Raw genomic sequence first — 18,391 nt, 5'->3', positions numbered from 1 at the left:
GGGTTTTATTTATTGTTTTAATTTAAAGCGCCGTTGTTTGCTGGGTTTTGCATAAGTAAAGCCTTCGCCAATTGCTTCATGTACGTTAATGATGGACACAAAGGCTTTTTCATTTATTTCATTAGCAATCCGTTTGACTTCCATTATTTCTCGAGGACTGACTACCGTGTAGAGAACCCGTTTTTCCACTTGTGAATAAGCACCTTCACCATTTAAATATGTTACCCCACGTTCTAAAGAAGCCATTAAACTTTGACCGATTTCTTCGGAATGATTGGAAACAATTAAAATTCCTTTCGCAGCATAGGCTCCATCGAGTACAGAATCAACAACACGACTGAAAACAAAGGACACAATTAAAGTATACATCATTCGTTTGACATCAATATAGGTCAACGAGAGGAGTAAGACTGCAACATCAAAAAGTAACAACGAACGGCCCATGCTAATCCCAAAGTATTTTTCGAAAATGCGGGCAATGACGTCGGTCCCACCAGTGGTTCCGCCTACGCGGTAAACAAGGCCACTCCCGAATCCTGCGGCCAAACCAGCTAGGAGAGCAGCAATCAATAAATCATGATCTAAATTAATTTCAACAGGAAATTTTTGCCAAAACCACAAAAATACCGATAACGACACGGTACCAATTAGCGTATAATAGAGGGAACGTTTGCCTAAAATTTTCCCACCAATTAATAAGAGCGGAATATTGATTAATAATGTCGTATATGCTGGGTTAAAATGAAATAAGGCTCTTAAAATCAAAGTAATCCCCGTGACACCACCTTCGGCCAGGTCATTGGCAATATTGAAAGTAACCAAACCAAAGGCATAGATACAGCTTCCTAATACAATAAATAACACATCTTTAAAATAAAATCTTTGTTCTTCCATTTAATCACGTCCTTTTACAGTATAAACTGTATCATTCTCTATATAAAACAACAAGTAGAACCTTTCCAGATAGCCAAGTTTTTGATAAGATGTAGGAGGTAGAGTAAGAAAGGTTGGGGTAAAATGTCAGAATCAGAACAACGTAGTTTGCAATCGATGCAAACGGAAGTTGATGATTATATTCAACAGTTTAAAACAGGCTATTTTTCACCATTAGGACAAATGGCTCGTTTGACGGAAGAGGTCGGAGAATTAGCCCGTGAAGTCAATCATTATTATGGTGAAAAACAGAAAAAAGCAGACGAAAAACCAAAGACAGTATCAGAGGAACTTGGAGATGTCTTTTTTGTATTGATTAGCATGGCAAATTCTTTAGAGATTGATTTAACCGAAGTTTTTGAAGAAAATATGGCCAAATTTAACAAGCGGGATCGCTATCGCTTTGAAAGAAAGGATGGGAAAACACATGATTAAAATAATTGTCGCTGGGTTTAAAGGACGGATGGGCAGTACTGCTACACAAATGGTCTTAGAAACCGCAGACTTTGAATTAGTAGGTGTGTATGATCCTCATGAAGCACAAGAAACTGTTTCTTTCAATGATGAAACCGCAGTTCCCGTTTTTCAGCGTTTAGAAGAAGTCCTAGCTGTCAAACCAGATGTTTGGATTGATTTTACGGTTCCTGAAGCCGCCTATCCAAATACACGTTTTGCGTTGGAGCATGGTATGGCGCCTGTTGTTGGGACGACAGGCTTTACGGAGGAACAAATCAACGAATTGACAAACCTATCTCGAGAAAAAGCCATCGGCGGCTTAATTGCGCCAAACTTTGCAATTGGGGCAGTTTTAATGATGCAATTTGCCCAAAAAGCGGCACAGTATTTTCCGAATGTAGAAATCATTGAATTACATCATGATAACAAATTGGATGCACCGAGCGGAACGGCTATAAAAACTGCAGAATTGATTCAAGAAGTTCGGCCAGCAAAAAAACAAGGGAATCCGCAAGAGGTAGAATCAATACCAGGGGCACGCGGGGCTGATTTCGAGGGTCTGCGAATCCATAGTGTCCGCTTACCTGGTTTAGTGGCACACCAACAAGTCCAATTTGGCAGTGTAGGTGAAGGGCTCACTATTCGGCATGATTCCTATGATCGACGTTCATTCATGACAGGAGTGGCGTTAGCTTGTCGGCAAGTGGTACAGAGAACAGAACTACTTTACGGATTGGAACAGATGCTATGAAATTGACAACTATTCCAAACGAATTTAAAGAAGCCGCTCCCGTTATTCGTGAAATCAATGCACAGGGCTTTGAAGCGTATTTTGTCGGAGGCAGCGTCCGTGATGCTTTATTAAATAAACCAATCCATGATGTCGATATTGCGACAAGTGCCTATCCAGAAGAAATTAAGCAAATTTTTAAACGAACCGTTGATGTGGGTATCGAACATGGTACAGTCCTTGTATTGATGGAAGACCAACAGTATGAAGTAACAACCTTTCGTACCGAGTCAACTTATCAAGACTTTCGCCGACCAGATGAAGTCACCTTTGTTCGCTCCTTGAAAGAAGATTTAAAACGGCGAGATTTTACGATTAATGCCTTGGCGCTTGACAGCACAGGCGAAATCATTGATTTATTTGATGGTATCGAAGATTTAACTAATCAAACCATTCGTGCAGTCGGTAATCCCCATGAGCGGTTTCATGAAGATGCTCTGCGGATGATGCGGGGCTTACGCTTTGCTAGCCAATTAGATTTTAAAATTGAAGAAAAAACCTTAGCTGCTATCGCTGAATTTCATCCTTTATTGGAAAAAATTTCAGTAGAACGCATTACAATTGAATTTGTAAAAATGCTTTTAGGGGTTAATCGACAAGGTGGCTTAGCTCCGTTTATTGAAACAGAATGCTATCAATATTGTCCCAAATTACGAGAACAAGGGGCTGGACTTTTTCGTTTAATGGACTTGCCTGCTCGTCAAATTGAAACAGAAGCAGAAGCGTGGACGTTACTTATCCAATCGTTGAATTTACCAGAAGCAGAAATTCGCTCCTTCTTAAAGGCTTGGAAACTTTCAAATCAATTAATCCAAAACGTTTCACAATTAGTACGCGGTTTGCGTTTTCGCTTGAGTAACGACTGGCAGCCAATGATGCTTTATGAATTAGGCGAAGAATCAGCAGTACTTGTTGAAAGGCTTTTATATTATTACAAACAAGAGAGTCAAGTACAAGTAACAAAAGAGTTAGTTAAGGCATTACCCATCCATCAAAGACATGAATTGGCCATAACAGGAAAAGACCTTTTAGCCGTCTTAGAAGAAACACCAGGCAAATGGTTAGGGGAACTGATTGCTGAAATCGAGCAACACGTTGTTGAAGGTAGCTTAGAGAATAAACAAGAAGTTCTGCTTTCGTTTGCCAAAAAACAACGTTCAAAAGGAGAGAAAGCATAATGCCAACAGAAATGTTTACAAAAGAATTCTTGGTGAAAGAATCACAAACGGCTAAAATGCTCGGTTCTGGTGACTTAGAAGTTTTAGGAACCCCTGCTTTAGCTGCCATGATTGAACAAACAGCCAAAGAAGCTGTGAAGGACCAATTATCAGTTGGGGAAACAACTGTCGGAACGGTGTTAGAATTGCGCCACTTATTTCCATCCGCGGTAGGGGCGACAATCGTTGTTACGATGACCAGCATTGAACAGACTGCACACAAAATACGCTATGAATTTGTTGCTTATGAAGGAGAACGACAAATTGCCAAAGGTTCTCACCAACGTGCAGTAGTTGAGATTGATTCTTTTTTAAAAAGAATAACAAAAGATTAAGAATCTACAGCGAAAGTTTGTGACCGTTTATCAAAAGTATGGTAAACTAATAATGTAAGAAATTATTTTTAAGTAAGGAGATTTGTGCTATGGCTAGAGAAATGACAGGACTTAAATTTTATTTCAGAAATGGTGAAACTTGGACGATTGATCGTCGTTTTATTGGTGATTTATGGATCAAACATATTACAACAAGTTTTGGCCGTATCCATGGTAGTGAATTTGTTGAAATTCATCCATGTGAAGGGTTCAAAATTGAAATTTTCCAAGAAGGAGATCATGTTCAAACCCACGATATTAACTTAGGTGGCTTAGAATTAGGGATGTTCTCTCGTGCTTTAAAATATGAAGATATCGAACGTATGGAAATTCTTTACAAAAATGGCACACCAGATTTAGTTTATTTCCCTTACAAAGATAAAACAGATGAGGGCTTGGATAACATCTATCAATCTACAAAAGTCAGCGAAAAAACTAAAAACTTATACATTGTTATCGACCCAACACAAACAGTTGACGATGTATACGCTGAAGAATTAAAATAATTTTTGCCCCACAGGAATCAGTGAAATGACTGGTTCCTGTGGCTTTTTTCAGTCTTTTGACGAATAAAATAACATTGTTTTTAATGGAATAGTCGAAAAAATAAGCGAATAAGTGTTGACACATGTTTTTTCTAGCGGTATACTGTTAACAATTCTTAATTAAATCAGTTTTGGAGTGATTCTTATGACAACAACGAAGAAAAACCATACACAACTGAATAACTTTTACTTTAGCTATTTTAGATAGGTTTGTATTCATAACATTATGGGTACAGACAACAAACGTTTGTATCTATAATGGCTAGGGAAATTTAAGATGACTTTCAGCCATGTAGATTTAAGAAAATCTATAGTGGCTTTTATATTGCTTTTTTGTAGGGTATTCACTGTAGATTTTTCTTAAAATTTACTGTGAATATCCTTTTTGTTTGGCCAAAAATTAGGATTTCAGAAACTTACTAAAAAAATTTCGTAAAGGAGCACACAGGATGAAAGAAATAACTGGAGCTACTCGTTTAGCTGGGTTATTCGCGAAACCCAGCCGACAGAGTATTTCACCGTTGATTCATAATACAGCATTTCAAAATTTAGGAGTTGATGCTCGGTATCTGGCGTTTGACGTTGGACAAGAGACACTGCCACAAGCAATTGAAGCGATTCGAACGTTTCACATGTTAGGGGCCAACTTATCAATGCCCAATAAAGTGGCGGCTGTAAGTTATATGGATGAACTAAGTCCTACCGCCCAACTGGTTGGCGCAATTAATACGATTGTCAACAAAGATGGAAAACTTTACGGAGACAGCACGGATGGTACTGGTTTTATGTGGAGTTTGAAAGAGAAAAAGGTTGACGTTTTTCAGAATAAAATGACCATCTTAGGAACAGGTGGTGCAGCCTTATCAATCATTGCCCAAGCTGCTTTAGATGGCGTGAAAGAAATCGCCGTTTACAACAGGAAAAGCGCGGGGGTTAACGACAGTCAAAAAAAACTGGCAAATTTCACTGAACGAACCAACTGTGTAATTCATTTAAACGATTTAGCGGATACTGAAAAACTAGCAAAAGATGTTGCTGAAAGCGTCTTGTTAGTTAATGCAACGAGTGTGGGTATGCATCCACATGCACATAGTAGTCCTATAGAAAATTATGCAATGATTCAACCGAAGTTATTTGTGTATGATGCTATTTATAATCCCAGAGAAACACAGTTATTAAAAGAAGCCCGTTTACGTGGCGCAGAAACAAGCAACGGCTTGGACATGCTACTTTATCAAGGCGCTGCTGCTTTTGAACAATGGACAGGACAAAAAATGCCTGTATCAGTCGTAAAACGTAAAATTGAAAATAGATAAAAAGAGCGCCGTTTAAAGGCATGAGGAGAGAATATAATGATCGTAATTATGAAAGAAAATGCAACCGAAAAGCAAATGAAACAAGTCATTGATTTAGTAACAGGTGCAGGCTTAACTACTCAAACAAGTCAAGATAATGGAAAAACAGTGATAGGCTTGATTGGTGATACAGAAAAATTAGTTGAAGCAGAGTTAACAGCATTAGAAGGCGTGGAAAAAAGTGTTCGCATTTCGTTGTCTTACAAACTAACGAGTCGTTTATTTCATCCAGAGAATACAGTGGTTGATGTGAACGGTGTTAAAATCGGTGACGGCAGTATGACCATGATGGCGGGCCCTTGTTCAATCGAAAGCTTAGATCAGATTCGCGAATGTGCGCGAATTGCTAAAGCTGGAGGTGCAACAATTTTACGAGGTGGTGCATTCAAACCTAGAACGTCGCCATACGCTTTCCAAGGACTAGAAGAAGAAGGACTAAAATACATTCGCCAAGCGGCTGATGAATTAGATATGCAAGTCATTACAGAAGTGATGGATGAAGCGAATTTAGAACTTGTCGCAAAATACAGTGACATTTTACAAATCGGTGCGCGCAACATGCAAAATTTCAAGTTATTACAAGCGGTTGGTAAAACTGGAAAACCTATTGGCTTAAAACGCGGGATTGCTGGTACGATTGATGAATGGCTAAACGCAGCTGAATACATTGCTGCGCAAGGAAATTTCAATGTGATCTTCATTGAACGTGGGATTCGTACGTACGAAACCGCTACGCGCAATACACTTGATTTAAGTGCGGTGCCTTTAATTAAAAAATTAAGTCATTTTCCAATTATTGTTGATCCGAGTCATGGTGTTGGTATCTGGGATTTAGTACCGCCAATGGCCCGAGCAGGTGTTGCTTCAGGTGCGGACGGCTTGATTGTAGAAATTCACCCAGATCCAGCGAATGCGTGGTCAGATGGGCCACAATCCTTGAATGAAAAAACTTACCTACGTATGATGAAAGAAGTTCATATCATCGAAAAAGCAATGAAAGAAATTAATGCTTTAGAAGATTAGTAAAGACAGAGGAGTAGAGGACATGAAATTAACCGTAACGTTACCTACACATTCATATGATTTAACCATCGAAACAGGTGCCTTAGATAAAATTGGCACCTGGGTACGTAGCCTGTGGCAGCCACAACGGGTAGCGATTATTACCGATGAAACGGTGAATAAATTATATGGCGTAGCTGTTGAGAAAGAACTGCAAGCTGCTGGTTTTGAAACATCATTGATTGCTGTAGCGGCAGGTGAACAAAGTAAGAGCCTCGAAACAGCTCAGCTGCTTTATGATTTTTTAGCGGAACAGCAATTGACTCGAAGTGATGGTCTAATTGCTCTAGGTGGAGGCGTTGTGGGAGATCTAGCTGGATTTGTCGCTTCAACCTATATGCGCGGTATTCACTTTTTGCAAGTACCAACAACCTTACTGGCACAAGTAGATAGTAGCATTGGAGGTAAAACAGCGGTTAACACTAAAAAAGCCAAAAATCTTGTCGGTACTTTTGCCCAACCAGATGGGGTTTTAATTGATCCTAATACACTTAAAACATTAGAACCTAGACGTGTGCGTGAAGGAATTGCAGAAATTGTAAAATCAGCAGCTATCGCTGATGTTGAATTGTGGCACCGTTTATCCTCTTTGGAAAATGAACAAGATTTAGTGGCACATGCAGAAGAAATTATCACGGCCTGTTGCAAGATTAAACGTGATGTCGTCGAAGAAGATGAATTAGATTTGGGCTTACGTTTGATTCTGAATTTTGGGCATACGATTGGCCACGCATTAGAAAATACAGCTGGTTACGGGGTGATTGCTCACGGTGAAGGCGTTTCTTTAGGAATGATTCAAATAACTCAAGTCGCAGAACAACGAGGGCTTTCCCCACTTGGGACTACCCAAGAGTTGGTCACCATGCTAGAAAAGTTCGATTTACCAGTAACGACAGATCGTTGGCCAGAAGAACGTCTCTATCAAGCAATTACACATGATAAAAAAACACGTGGGGGACAGATTAAAATCATTGTCTTAGAAAAAATTGGTCAAGCGAAAATTGTCTCTTTACCAACGGAAGAAATTCGAGCATTTTTAAACAGAGAAGGAGGAATTTAAGATGCGCTTTATTACAGCAGGCGAATCACATGGACCTGAATTAACTGCTATTATTGAAGGCTTACCAGCCGGCTTGCCTTTAAGTAGCGAAGAGATTAACCGAGAATTAGCAAGACGTCAAGGCGGTTACGGTCGTGGGGGACGGATGAAAATTGAAAAAGACCAAGTACGTATTACTTCGGGCATTCGGCATGGTAAAACACTTGGCTCACCAGTAACGTTGATTGTCGAAAACAAAGACTGGAAAAATTGGACCTCCGTGATGTCAGTAGAGCCAGTTCCTGAAAAACAAAAGAAAATCCGCCGCGTCAGCAAACCACGTCCAGGACATGCTGATTTAGTTGGTGGCATGAAATATCAACATGATGATTTACGGAATGTTTTAGAACGGTCTTCGGCACGAGAAACAACGATGCGTGTGGCGATTGGTGCGGTTGCTAAAAAACTCTTAGCTGAACTGGATATCCAAGTCGCTGGGCATGTCGCGGTATTAGGCGGGATTGAAGCTACGATTCCTGAAAATTTAACGATCCGTGAAATTCAAGAACGGTCTGAACAATCTGTCGTTCGCGTATTAGATCCTTCCGTAGAAGAAAAAATGAAAGAACTAATTGACCAAACCAAGAAAAATGGCGATACAATTGGTGGGGTAGTAGAAGTACTTGTGGGTGGCGTTCCAGCTGGCTTAGGTAGCTATGTTCAATGGGATCGTAAACTAGATGCCAAAATTGCGCAAGCTGTTGTAAGCATCAATGCTTTTAAAGGTGCTGAGTTTGGCATTGGATTTGAAATGGCGCAACGCCCTGGTAGTCAAGTGATGGACGAGATTGTTTGGGACGAAAGTACTGGTTATACCAGAACTTCCAACAATTTAGGCGGTTTTGAAGGAGGAATGACCAACGGAATGCCAATCATCGTTCGTGGTGTCATGAAACCTATTCCAACCCTTTATAAACCATTACAAAGCGTGAATATTGATACAAAAGAGCCTTATAAGGCCAGTGTTGAGCGCTCTGATAGCACGGCGGTACCGGCCGCTAGCGTTGTTTGTGAAGCCGTTGTTGCAACGGAAGTAGCAAAGGCTATGCTCGAAAAATTTGATAGTGACTCATTTGAACAAATGAAAGAAGCAGTGAAACGTTATCGTCTATATACTCAAAACTTTTAATGGAAGAAAGTCGCAAGTATATGGAGGGAAAAAATGAAGAAACGTATTTTAATCGTAGGATTAGGGCTAATCGGGAGTTCACTGGCTTTGTGTATCAAAAAAGGACATCCCAAAAGTGAGATTATCGGTTTCGATAATCAAGCGGAGTCAACTGAATTTGCTAAGAAAACGGGTCTAATTGATGAGATAGCTGAATCTTTAACAAGTGGGGCAAGACGAGCAGAGATTATTTTTCTTTGTTCCCCAGTTAAAGCAACTTTAGTACAACTAGAAGAATTAAACCAATTATCACTAGAAACTGCTCTGATCACAGATGTGGGTAGTACCAAGGTGGAAATTAATCAGTTAGCAACAAAGCTTAACATGAAAAATTTTATTGGTGGTCATCCAATGGCTGGTTCACATAAATCCGGCGTAACAGCCGCTGATGAACGTTTGTTTGAAAATGCCTACTATATTTTTACCGATGACCATGGCGAAAAAAACAAACAGATTCAGGAGTTACAAACGTTACTAAAAGGAACGCATGCGAAGTTTATTACGATGCCTGCACAGGAACATGATGAAATTACTGGTGCTCTAAGTCACTTGCCACATATTGTTGCCGCAGCTTTAGTGAACGAAAGTCAGCAACTTAATACCACTTACCCTAGAGCACAGCAGCTAGCGGCTGGAGGATTCAGAGATATTACTCGAATTGCTTCCTCTGATGCAACGATGTGGACGGATATTTTATTAAGCAATCGCTTAGTATTATTGGACTTACTAGAAAATTGGCAAAAAGAGATGACTACTGTTTGCCAATGGTTAACAGAAAAAAACGCCCCAGCTATTCGTAATTTTTTTGATAAGGCCAAAGAAACACGTGCTCAGTTGCCCATTCATAAAGAAGGCGCAATCCCAGCTTTCTATGATCTGTTTGTTGATGTACCAGATCAACCAGGAATCATTGCTGAAATTACGCAAATTTTAGGCGAAGCGGACCTTTCTCTTACAAATATTAAAATTTTAGAAACGAGAGAAGAAATCTATGGGATTCTTCAATTGTCTTTTAAAAATCAATCAGACTGCCAAGCTGCAAAACAAATTTTATCTAAAAAAACGAACTATACGTGTTACGAAAAATAAGAGGTGATGAGGGTGCAACTACGTACAAATGTGAAACATTTACAAGGGACTCTGATGGTTCCTAGCGACAAATCGATTTCCCATAGAAGTATTATGTTTGGAGCGATTTCTTCTGGAAAAACGACGATTACAAATTTTCTAAGAGGCGAAGATTGTTTAAGTACCTTAGCGGCGTTTCGTTCTTTGGGTGTGAACATTGAAGATGACGGGACGACAATCACCGTTGAGGGGCAAGGATTTGCAGGTTTAAAAAAGGCGAGGAATACAATTGATGTTGGAAATTCAGGGACAACAATTCGTCTGATGCTGGGCATTTTAGCTGGCTGTCCCTTTGAAACGCGCCTAGCTGGTGATGCGTCTATTGCCAAACGACCGATGAATCGTGTGATGCTTCCTTTAAACCAAATGGGAGCGGAATGTCAAGGGGTTCAGCAAACGGAGTTTCCGCCAATTTCTATTCGCGGGACTCAAAATTTGCAACCGATTGACTACACAATGCCTGTTGCAAGTGCTCAAGTTAAATCGGCTATTTTATTCGCCGCTTTGCAAGCCGAGGGCACTTCTGTAGTGGTTGAGAAAGAAAAGACACGTGATCATACAGAAGAGATGATTCGACAATTTGGTGGGACACTTGAAGTAGACGGTAAAAAAATTATGTTAACTGGACCGCAACAATTAACAGGTCAAAATGTGGTAGTTCCTGGTGATATCTCTTCTGCAGCTTTCTTTTTAGTTGCGGGTTTAGTAGTCCCAGATAGCGAGATACTTCTGAAAAATGTTGGCTTAAATCAAACGCGGACAGGTATTTTAGATGTGATTAAAAACATGGGTGGTTCCGTCACTATTTTAAATGAAGATGAGGCCAATCACTCTGGCGATTTACTTGTAAAAACGAGTCAATTAACAGCTACAGAGATTGGTGGCGCTATTATCCCACGTTTAATTGATGAGTTACCGATTATTGCTTTGTTAGCCACTCAGGCTACTGGCACGACAATCATTCGAGATGCAGAAGAATTGAAAGTCAAAGAAACCAATCGGATTGATGCAGTAGCGAAAGAATTAACAATTTTAGGCGCCGACATCACGCCTACTGATGATGGCTTAATTATACATGGACCAACTTCTTTACATGGTGGAAGAGTTACCAGTTATGGGGATCATCGTATCGGGATGATGTTACAAATTGCTGCATTACTTGTAAAAGAAGGCACTGTTGAATTAGATAAGGCTGAAGCAGTTTCAGTTTCTTATCCAGCATTTTTTGACGACTTAGAACGTTTAAGTTGTTAACGAAGGAGGATAACGAACCGTGGAAAGCATTGTTTTAATTGGTTTCATGGGTGCGGGTAAAACAACTATCGGCCAAAGTTTGGCCAATAAACTAAAGATGCCTCATCTTGATTTAGATACAGCGTTAATTGAAAAAATAGGACGCTCAATTCCTGACTATTTCGAAAAATATGGTGAAGCAGCTTTCCGAGAACAGGAAACCCAACTTTTAAAGGAGCTGTCAAAAAATACAGCCGTCCTTTCAACTGGGGGCGGGATTGTTGTCGGACCAGAAAATCGTAGCTTATTAAAATCTTTTCAGCAAGTGATTTATTTACATGCGACACCAGAAGAGCTGTTAAAAAGAATCAAAGAAGATACTGAAAACCAACGGCCCTTAGCTATAGAACGTTCTTCAAAAGAAATCATCACTTTATTTGAGTCTCGTAAAAATTTTTATGAAGAATGTGCGAAGATGACAATTGATACGACCAATCGCTCACCAGAAGAAATTATCCATGAAATTCTGCAACAATTAAAGGAGTAGAGAAACGATGAAAGTTGGTTATTTAGGTCCGATTGGTTCCTTTACGTACAGTGCAACGTTGGCTGCTTTTCCTGAAGCTACGTTGATGCCGTACGCATCGATTCCAGCTTGCTTGAAAGCAATTGAACAGCAAGAAGTGGCATGTAGTATTATTCCAATAGAAAACACGATTGAAGGAACTGTTAACGCATCGATAGATTATTTGTATCATCAAGCGCAGTTACCTGTCCAAGCAGAGTTAGTTTTACCGATTCAACAACAATTAATGGTGGCAAAAGAGAATCAAGCGATCTGGCAACAAAGTCAGAAAATTTTATCACATCCGCAAGCATTAGCTCAATCGCAGATGTTTCTAGAGAAAAACTTTCCAGAAGCGATTTTAGAAGCAACGCCTTCAACAGCTTACGCCGCCAAATACATTGCAGAACATCCAGAATTACCTTTTGCAGCTATTGCACCAAAACTTTCTGCGGAAATGTATGATTTGACCATTGTTGAAAAAAATATACAAGATTTATCGGTAAATCAAACCCGATTTTGGGTTCTTGGTTCTGAAAATTTAGCGATTTCTTTCCCGCTATCTGAGAAAAAAATAACGCTGGCGATTACGATGCCAAGTAATGTTCCTGGCTCTTTACACAAAGCATTAAGCGTGTTTAGTTGGCGAGGGATTAATCTTAGCAAAATAGAATCGCGGCCGTTGAAAACAAAGCTAGGAGAGTACTTCTTTTTAATGGACTTAGTGAATGATCAACCAGAAAAATTAATTGAAGCAGCCTTAACAGAACTGGAACTCATTGGCGCAGAAATAAAAATTTTAGGGGATTACCCGATCTATGTTTTGTCCACACTTTAAAGAGTTAAAAATGAAAATGAAGCTTACTTATTAGATAAAGTGAGTTTCATTTTTTATTAAATTACATATTTGTAATAGGAATTTCCTGCGAAATGAGGTATCCTAAGAAAGGTGATAAAACACAGAGGTAAAGGAGTGACACGATGAGTCGTGTAGATCGTTATAAACATATTCATGAAAAATCGAGACCAGCAGAGCATAAAAAGACCTTTAATCCCCGAAAATCAATGGGTGAACATAGAGAAGAAGAACCAGAAGAACTAGCTGAAAGCCTTCAAGAGCCAGTTTACGAAGACAGCTATACTGAGGACAGTCGCAGAAGTGAGAGGCGACATCAAACAGATTCAGGTGGTGGCAACGGTTCTGACCAACCACCCCGCGGAAAAAAAGACAAGAAACCAAAAAAGAAACGTAAAAAATCAAAAACAAAACGCTTTTTCAAATGGCTAGTGATCCTATTGATTCTGTTATTTGCTTATAGTACAGTCATGTTTTTAAAAGGAAAATCTGCAGCAGAACATGATGACTCGTTGCCTCAAGAAAAAGTAGAAACATTTAATGGTGTCAAAAGTAGCAACGGGGCTAAGAATATTTTAATTCTTGGCAGCGATACACGTGGGGAAGATGCTGGACGAGCCGACACAATAATGGTTCTCCAACTAAATGGACCATCAAAAAAACCGAAATTAATTTCATTTATGCGTGATACATTCGTGGACATTCCTGGTGTCGGGCCGAATAAAATTAATGCCGCATACGCTTATGGCGGTGCTGAATTGGTTCGTGAAACGTTAAAACAAAACTTTAATTTAGATACGAAATATTATGCTAAGGTAGATTTCCAATCATTTGAAAAAATTGTTGACTCTATGTTTCCAAAAGGTGTCAAAATCGATGCAGAAAAATCACTGAATTTAGATGGCGTTGATATTGAAAAAGGGCAACAGGTCATGGATGGACATGTCTTACTTCAATACGCTCGCTTTAGGATGGATGAAGAAGGCGACTTTGGTCGGGTTCGTCGCCAACAACAAGTTATGTCAGCTGTAATGAGCCAAATGAAAAACCCAATGACTTTATTAAGAACCCCAGAATCACTTGGGAAATTAGTCGGCTATATGTCGACAGATGTGCCTGTTAGTTTCATGTTAACGAACGGACCATCATTGCTGATTAAAGGAAAAGCAGGGGTTGAGTCATTATCGGTTCCGGTACCAGATTCTTGGAATTTTGGTGAATCCTCTTATGCAGGCAGTATTTTAGAAGTAGATGAACAAAAAAATGCTGACGCCATCGAAAAATTCCTGAACGAATAAGGAAAGCATTTTAAAATATCTTTTTTTATGCTATATTAGAAACAACGTGGAAAATTAGTGAAACGAGGTTACAAAATGAAAATTGCTATTGTGACAGATAGTACAGCTTATTTACCCGAGCGCATTAAAGATCATCCGAATCTTTTTGTAATTCCCATCCCAGTCATTTTAGATGGAAAAATATACAACGAAGGCATTGACATTGAAGCAGATGAATATTATGCATTGCTAAATAATAGTAAAGAATTTCCGACGACTTCACAACCTGCTTTAGGAGAAGTGTTAGAGCTTTACAAATCAATCGCTGAACAAGGGTACGACACCATCATCAGCATTCATCTTTCTTCAGGAATCTCTGGTTTTGTTCATACATTGCACGGACTTACTGATGAAATCCCAGGCGTTGCTTTGTATCCATATGACTCAAAAATTACAAGTATGCCAATGGGACACATGGTAGAAGCTGCTTTAGATTTAACAGAAGAAAAAGCCAGCTTAGAAGAAATTTTTGCCAAATTAGATTTAATTCGTGACAATACGTATGCATATCTAATTGTAGAAGATCTGAACAACTTAGTTCGTGGCGGTCGCTTAACGAATGGCGCAGCCTTGATTGCTGGACTATTGAAGATTAAACCTATCTTGACTTTTGAAGATGGAAAGATTGTATTATTTGAAAAAATCCGTTCAACAAAGAAAGCTTTTGCTCGTGCAGAAAAGATTATTGGTGAACGAAACGCAGGGATTGAAGCACCAGTTAAACTGTACGTGATTCATGCCAATAACCGCATCGTTGCTGAAAAAGAACAAGCAAAATTACAAAAGCTATACCCAAATGCAGAAATTGAAATCGGTCATTTTGGTCCAGTTATCGGGACCCACCTAGGGGAAAAAGCAATTGGTTTAGCGATTTCAGCTCAATAATAAAAGATGAGACAAAAGTAAACTACTTCTGTCTCATTTTTTATTCTATTATTTTATCGTTCGCTGCTGTTACTCAGCCGAATACTTTTTGTTTATAAGAAAATGTAAAATTACTCCTTTTTATTAGAAAATATCTTGCAAATTAAGCAATTCCTTACAAAGTAATGTATACTAAGGAAGAGGAGGCGGTTAAATGAAAAGAAATATAGCCTTGTTGCAAAGCGAAAAAATGAAAAAAGTTCAAGCTTTAGCAAACTACTACCAAGAATCAATTGACTTACCGCCTGGAAAAAACCGTGAGGCGGTTATCAAAAAGATTAACGAATCAAAAAAAGAAATTAAAGAAATAAATGATATATTAACAGATATTCAAAAGAAAAAGAAATAAAGGAGTCGTTTGTGATTATCGATGGATTTACGTTATTGCTATTTTTATTTGTCGTCGTTATGTATGGTTACTTTTACTTCGTACGTAAAAGTATTGTAATTCCGGCTGCAAAACATCCTACAACAAAATATTTAGTTGCTTTTTTTAGTTTAATGATTCTGGCCAATGCATTTTCGGCAGGAGATAAAATTGAAATGATTCGAAGTGTGTTATATATTTTGATTATCTTCAGTTTTCTTTACGATGCAAGAGGTTTTGCGGAGGACTGTATTATTACGCATCCTTTTGACAATCGGGGCACGGCCTTTAAAGATATCGAAAAGATTGTCCTTGTTCAAAAGTCGAACGGTATTCGTTTAGGGTATTTAAAAAAAGGCAGAAGAGGGGTGGTTTTACGCTTTTCTGCGCCACTAGAAGAAATGGTTCTTTTTCTTTCAACACGGATGAATGAAGAGGCAGAAATTGATATTATTGTTAATGAAGATTAACCATGTTCAGCTCCTAGAAATCAGCTTTTCCCGCGTTAAGTTTTGTCTGAATTTCTTTTAAAAAAAAGAAAGCAATTTTGCTTGTACTTTTGGTAAAATTTGTTATAATTAGTCAGATTAAATTTTGGAAGGAAGTTGTTTCGGTGAGTGAAGAATTTGAAAAGTGTGTCGCTGACTTGAAAAAGAAATATCAAGCAATCCCTGAAGAAAAACGACAACACTTTGCAGAACGTATGCAAAAGAAAAATTTCTTACGCTACAAAAAAATTGAATTAATTAAAGGAGAACTTCTTCGTTTAGAAGCACGACGCGCTCAATTGGAACTTTGCGAACGCAGTTCTGAGTTAGAAGAAGTTGAAAAGAAAATTATTCTTAAAAAGAAAAAATTACTTAAATGTTTTGATCGGTAAGTCAATAAAAATTTAATATAGAAGGGAATGATAGGATGGAATTTACCTTTCTAATCATTGTTTTTGCACTGTCTATTACCTTCTCAAACATATTCAACCGGATTGTTCCCGTCATTCCGCTGCCAATTGTGCAAATTATTGTAGGCGTTCTAATTGGTTTAACTAAAATGGGGCAGGAAATTGAATTTGAGCCTGAAGTGTTTTTAGTAATGATTATTGCACCGCTTTTATTTAGAGAAGGGGAGCTAATCAATCTGAAAGCAATGATGAAAAATTTCGGGATGATTCTTTTCTTGGCCTTTTTTGGTGTGTTAATTACCTTAGTCGGAGTCGGCTGGACCCTGCATATGATTTTGCCTACTTTACCATTAGCCGCTTGCTTCGCTTTTGGAGCGGCTCTAGGGCCAACGGATGCGGTGGCGGTAGGTTCGTTATCAGGTCGAATTGACATTCCTGAACGTTCGATGAACATTTTATCTGGTGAAGGACTCATTAATGATGCATCAGGCGTTACAGCCTTTCAATTTGCATTAGCGGCTTTATTAACGGGGTCATTTTCGCCGGTGGAAGCGGCAGGGACCTTGGTTATTTCCAGTATTGGTGGAGCGGTAGTCGGAATCGTGTTAGTTCTATTAAAACAGCAAATTGTTCATTTACTTGAAACTGCGGTGGCAAAAGATGTTACAGGCTACTTGTTGATTGAATTACTCTTGCCATTTATTGCTTATTTAATTTCAGAGTTGATTGGCGTTTCTGGAATTATTGCCGCTGTGATTGCTGGAATTATGCAAGCGTCTAGTTTGAAAAAAGTTTCGCTTTTTGAAGCAGAACTGTCAAATGTTGGCGAAAGTATTTGGAGTATGATTGAGTTCACCTTAAATGCCTTAGTTTTCTTATTCTTAGGAATTGAACTTTCTCAAGTGTTTTCGCCAATTTGGATTGACCAACAATATTCAAACTGGTTCCTACTAATGGTTGTTCTAATTATTAGCGCCGTTGTCTTTTTGATTCGTTTCTTAGCCATTTTCAGTGTTTACACGCTTCAACATGGACTTAAGAAAGTTAAAAACGCAATGAATGAAATGCTGATTTTAACTTTTGGCGGTGTTAAAGGAACAGTGAGTTTAGCCACTATCTTTATTTTGCCAACAGCGATTAACGGCGAGCATTTTAAAGAACGACCGTTATTACTATTCATTACGGCTTGTGTTATTTTGGTGACTCTGATTGGCGGGATTCTAGTTTTACCATTTTTAACTGATTCAGAGACGGAAGTGGAAAATGAAGAGTCAGTCGAAATTGATTTATTACGTGATGTTATTGATGTCTTAAAACAGCAAAATGAAGAGAATCCTCGTGGTGAAATGAATGCGGTCATTGAAAATTATCAAGATCGTTTAAAAGAATTGTATACCGAGCAGCTAAGTGCAGAACGAAAACAAGAAGTGCAAGAGTTGCGGACGTTAATTGTGTCCATTGAACGAGACGGCTTAGAAGAAAGTCTGAAACAAGGAGAAATTAGTGTCAGAAGTTATCGTATGTATCAACGCTTAATTACACGGATGCAACGGTCGATTGCCAAACAATTATTATCGATTGTAGGCTTTTGGTTATTATTTGCTCGACAAATCATTTCGATTCTTTTACATCCTAAGTTATTTTTCAATCGTGGTGAAGCTTCTGAAGAAGAAAAAGAATTACGAAATGAAGAACTAGAAAATATTCGCCAAGTTTTTCTAAGAAATTCTCAAGTTATTCTGAAGAGTTTAGATAATTTGCGCGGTGTCTATGATGATGATTTAATTGATTTCTTCATTGACGGACGCTTGGATTTAGCCCATAAGTTTGAAAAAGGCGAATTTATTGATTCGTATATTGTTCATACGGAGACAGACTATGTCAAAGACCTATTATTAGGCTTCCAAGAAGAACGACGGATGATTGATCATTACGAACAATCTGAACGCATTTCAATTATCGAAGCGAACGAGTTACGAAAAAATGTCAATTTATTAGAGAGTTATTCGATTAGCGGCGAAGTGAATAACGTTCCGCTGAAACGATTTGTTAAAAATTTTAATAAAGAATAAGTAATAGTGTAT

General features: G+C 38.6%; 20 protein-coding genes. 19 read left to right on the top strand and 1 reads right to left on the bottom strand.

Annotation, left to right across the window (positions count from 1 at the left end; all coding sequences use genetic code 11):
* Positions 1 to 9: 9 nt before the first annotated feature.
* Complete coding sequence (locus IGI80_RS17595; protein ID WP_438724223.1) at positions 10 to 894, bottom strand: YitT family protein; 885 nt, start codon at positions 892 to 894, stop codon at positions 10 to 12.
* A gap of 123 nt (positions 895 to 1,017) precedes the next feature.
* On the opposite strand from IGI80_RS17595, the gene IGI80_RS17590 reads away from it, so the two are divergent.
* The 19 genes from IGI80_RS17590 (at position 1,018) to IGI80_RS17500 (ending at position 18,379) form a co-directional block, all read left to right on the top strand.
* The gene (locus IGI80_RS17590; RefSeq protein ID WP_002363944.1) at positions 1,018 to 1,368 is read left to right on the top strand and encodes a nucleotide pyrophosphohydrolase; all 351 of its coding nucleotides are present in this window, start codon (positions 1,018 to 1,020) and stop codon (positions 1,366 to 1,368) included.
* The gene (gene dapB / locus IGI80_RS17585) at positions 1,361 to 2,140 is read left to right on the top strand and encodes a 4-hydroxy-tetrahydrodipicolinate reductase (RefSeq protein ID WP_429975226.1); all 780 of its coding nucleotides are present in this window, start codon (positions 1,361 to 1,363) and stop codon (positions 2,138 to 2,140) included. The genes IGI80_RS17590 and dapB overlap by 8 nt, the downstream gene beginning before the upstream one ends.
* A complete protein-coding gene (locus IGI80_RS17580) occupies positions 2,137 to 3,357 on the top strand; it encodes a CCA tRNA nucleotidyltransferase (protein ID WP_438724270.1) in 1,221 nt (406 codons plus the stop codon). The genes dapB and IGI80_RS17580 overlap by 4 nt, the downstream gene beginning before the upstream one ends.
* On the top strand, positions 3,357 to 3,731 hold the full coding sequence (locus tag IGI80_RS17575) for a thioesterase family protein (protein WP_002357588.1): 375 nt from the start codon (positions 3,357 to 3,359) through the stop codon (positions 3,729 to 3,731). The genes IGI80_RS17580 and IGI80_RS17575 overlap by 1 nt, the downstream gene beginning before the upstream one ends.
* An 89-nt stretch (positions 3,732 to 3,820) precedes the next feature.
* Complete coding sequence (locus IGI80_RS17570) at positions 3,821 to 4,276, top strand: hypothetical protein (protein ID WP_002357586.1); 456 nt, start codon at positions 3,821 to 3,823, stop codon at positions 4,274 to 4,276.
* A gap of 488 nt (positions 4,277 to 4,764) precedes the next feature.
* Complete coding sequence (gene aroE, locus IGI80_RS17565; protein WP_438724222.1) at positions 4,765 to 5,631, top strand: shikimate dehydrogenase; 867 nt, start codon at positions 4,765 to 4,767, stop codon at positions 5,629 to 5,631.
* 36 nt (positions 5,632 to 5,667) lie between these two features.
* A complete protein-coding gene (gene aroF / locus IGI80_RS17560; RefSeq protein ID WP_002363948.1) occupies positions 5,668 to 6,693 on the top strand; it encodes a 3-deoxy-7-phosphoheptulonate synthase in 1,026 nt (341 codons plus the stop codon).
* 22 nt (positions 6,694 to 6,715) lie between these two features.
* Positions 6,716 to 7,792: a 3-dehydroquinate synthase gene (gene aroB, locus IGI80_RS17555; RefSeq protein WP_002365657.1), complete on the top strand. Its 1,077-nt coding sequence runs from the start codon at positions 6,716 to 6,718 to the stop codon at positions 7,790 to 7,792.
* Between the two features lies 1 nt (position 7,793).
* The gene (gene aroC / locus IGI80_RS17550) at positions 7,794 to 8,960 is read left to right on the top strand and encodes a chorismate synthase (RefSeq protein WP_002408502.1); all 1,167 of its coding nucleotides are present in this window, start codon (positions 7,794 to 7,796) and stop codon (positions 8,958 to 8,960) included.
* Positions 8,961 to 8,993: 33 nt separating this feature from the next.
* Positions 8,994 to 10,088 carry a prephenate dehydrogenase gene (locus tag IGI80_RS17545; RefSeq protein WP_131750619.1) on the top strand — a complete coding sequence of 365 codons (1,095 nt, stop codon included), beginning with the start codon at positions 8,994 to 8,996 and terminating at the stop codon, positions 10,086 to 10,088.
* A 54-nt stretch (positions 10,089 to 10,142) separates the two neighbouring features.
* A complete protein-coding gene (gene aroA / locus IGI80_RS17540) occupies positions 10,143 to 11,381 on the top strand; it encodes a 3-phosphoshikimate 1-carboxyvinyltransferase (RefSeq protein WP_371858371.1) in 1,239 nt (412 codons plus the stop codon).
* 19 nt (positions 11,382 to 11,400) lie between these two features.
* Positions 11,401 to 11,907: a shikimate kinase gene (locus tag IGI80_RS17535; protein WP_047649237.1), complete on the top strand. Its 507-nt coding sequence runs from the start codon at positions 11,401 to 11,403 to the stop codon at positions 11,905 to 11,907.
* Positions 11,908 to 11,914: 7 nt separating this feature from the next.
* On the top strand, positions 11,915 to 12,763 hold the full coding sequence (gene pheA, locus IGI80_RS17530) for a prephenate dehydratase (RefSeq protein WP_173958461.1): 849 nt from the start codon (positions 11,915 to 11,917) through the stop codon (positions 12,761 to 12,763).
* A 143-nt stretch (positions 12,764 to 12,906) separates the two neighbouring features.
* Positions 12,907 to 14,079 carry an LCP family protein gene (locus IGI80_RS17525; RefSeq protein ID WP_002365661.1) on the top strand — a complete coding sequence of 391 codons (1,173 nt, stop codon included), beginning with the start codon at positions 12,907 to 12,909 and terminating at the stop codon, positions 14,077 to 14,079.
* 75 nt (positions 14,080 to 14,154) lie between these two features.
* On the top strand, positions 14,155 to 15,003 hold the full coding sequence (locus IGI80_RS17520; protein WP_002382324.1) for a DegV family protein: 849 nt from the start codon (positions 14,155 to 14,157) through the stop codon (positions 15,001 to 15,003).
* A gap of 193 nt (positions 15,004 to 15,196) precedes the next feature.
* On the top strand, positions 15,197 to 15,391 hold the full coding sequence (locus IGI80_RS17515; protein ID WP_002357574.1) for a hypothetical protein: 195 nt from the start codon (positions 15,197 to 15,199) through the stop codon (positions 15,389 to 15,391).
* 11 nt (positions 15,392 to 15,402) lie between these two features.
* The gene (locus IGI80_RS17510) at positions 15,403 to 15,879 is read left to right on the top strand and encodes a hypothetical protein (RefSeq protein WP_002357573.1); all 477 of its coding nucleotides are present in this window, start codon (positions 15,403 to 15,405) and stop codon (positions 15,877 to 15,879) included.
* A 77-nt stretch (positions 15,880 to 15,956) separates the two neighbouring features.
* Complete coding sequence (locus IGI80_RS17505; RefSeq protein WP_002357572.1) at positions 15,957 to 16,289, top strand: ACP phosphodiesterase; 333 nt, start codon at positions 15,957 to 15,959, stop codon at positions 16,287 to 16,289.
* Positions 16,290 to 16,324: 35 nt separating this feature from the next.
* Positions 16,325 to 18,379, top strand: a complete 2,055-nt coding sequence (locus IGI80_RS17500; RefSeq protein WP_002360309.1) for a cation:proton antiporter — start codon at positions 16,325 to 16,327, stop codon at positions 18,377 to 18,379.
* Positions 18,380 to 18,391 lie beyond the last annotated feature (12 nt).

It is taken from the genome of Enterococcus sp. DIV1420a, from assembly GCF_051712165.1.
GTDB lineage: Bacteria > Bacillota > Bacilli > Lactobacillales > Enterococcaceae > Enterococcus > Enterococcus faecalis.
This window is presented reverse-complemented; position numbering and strand designations above follow the sequence as displayed.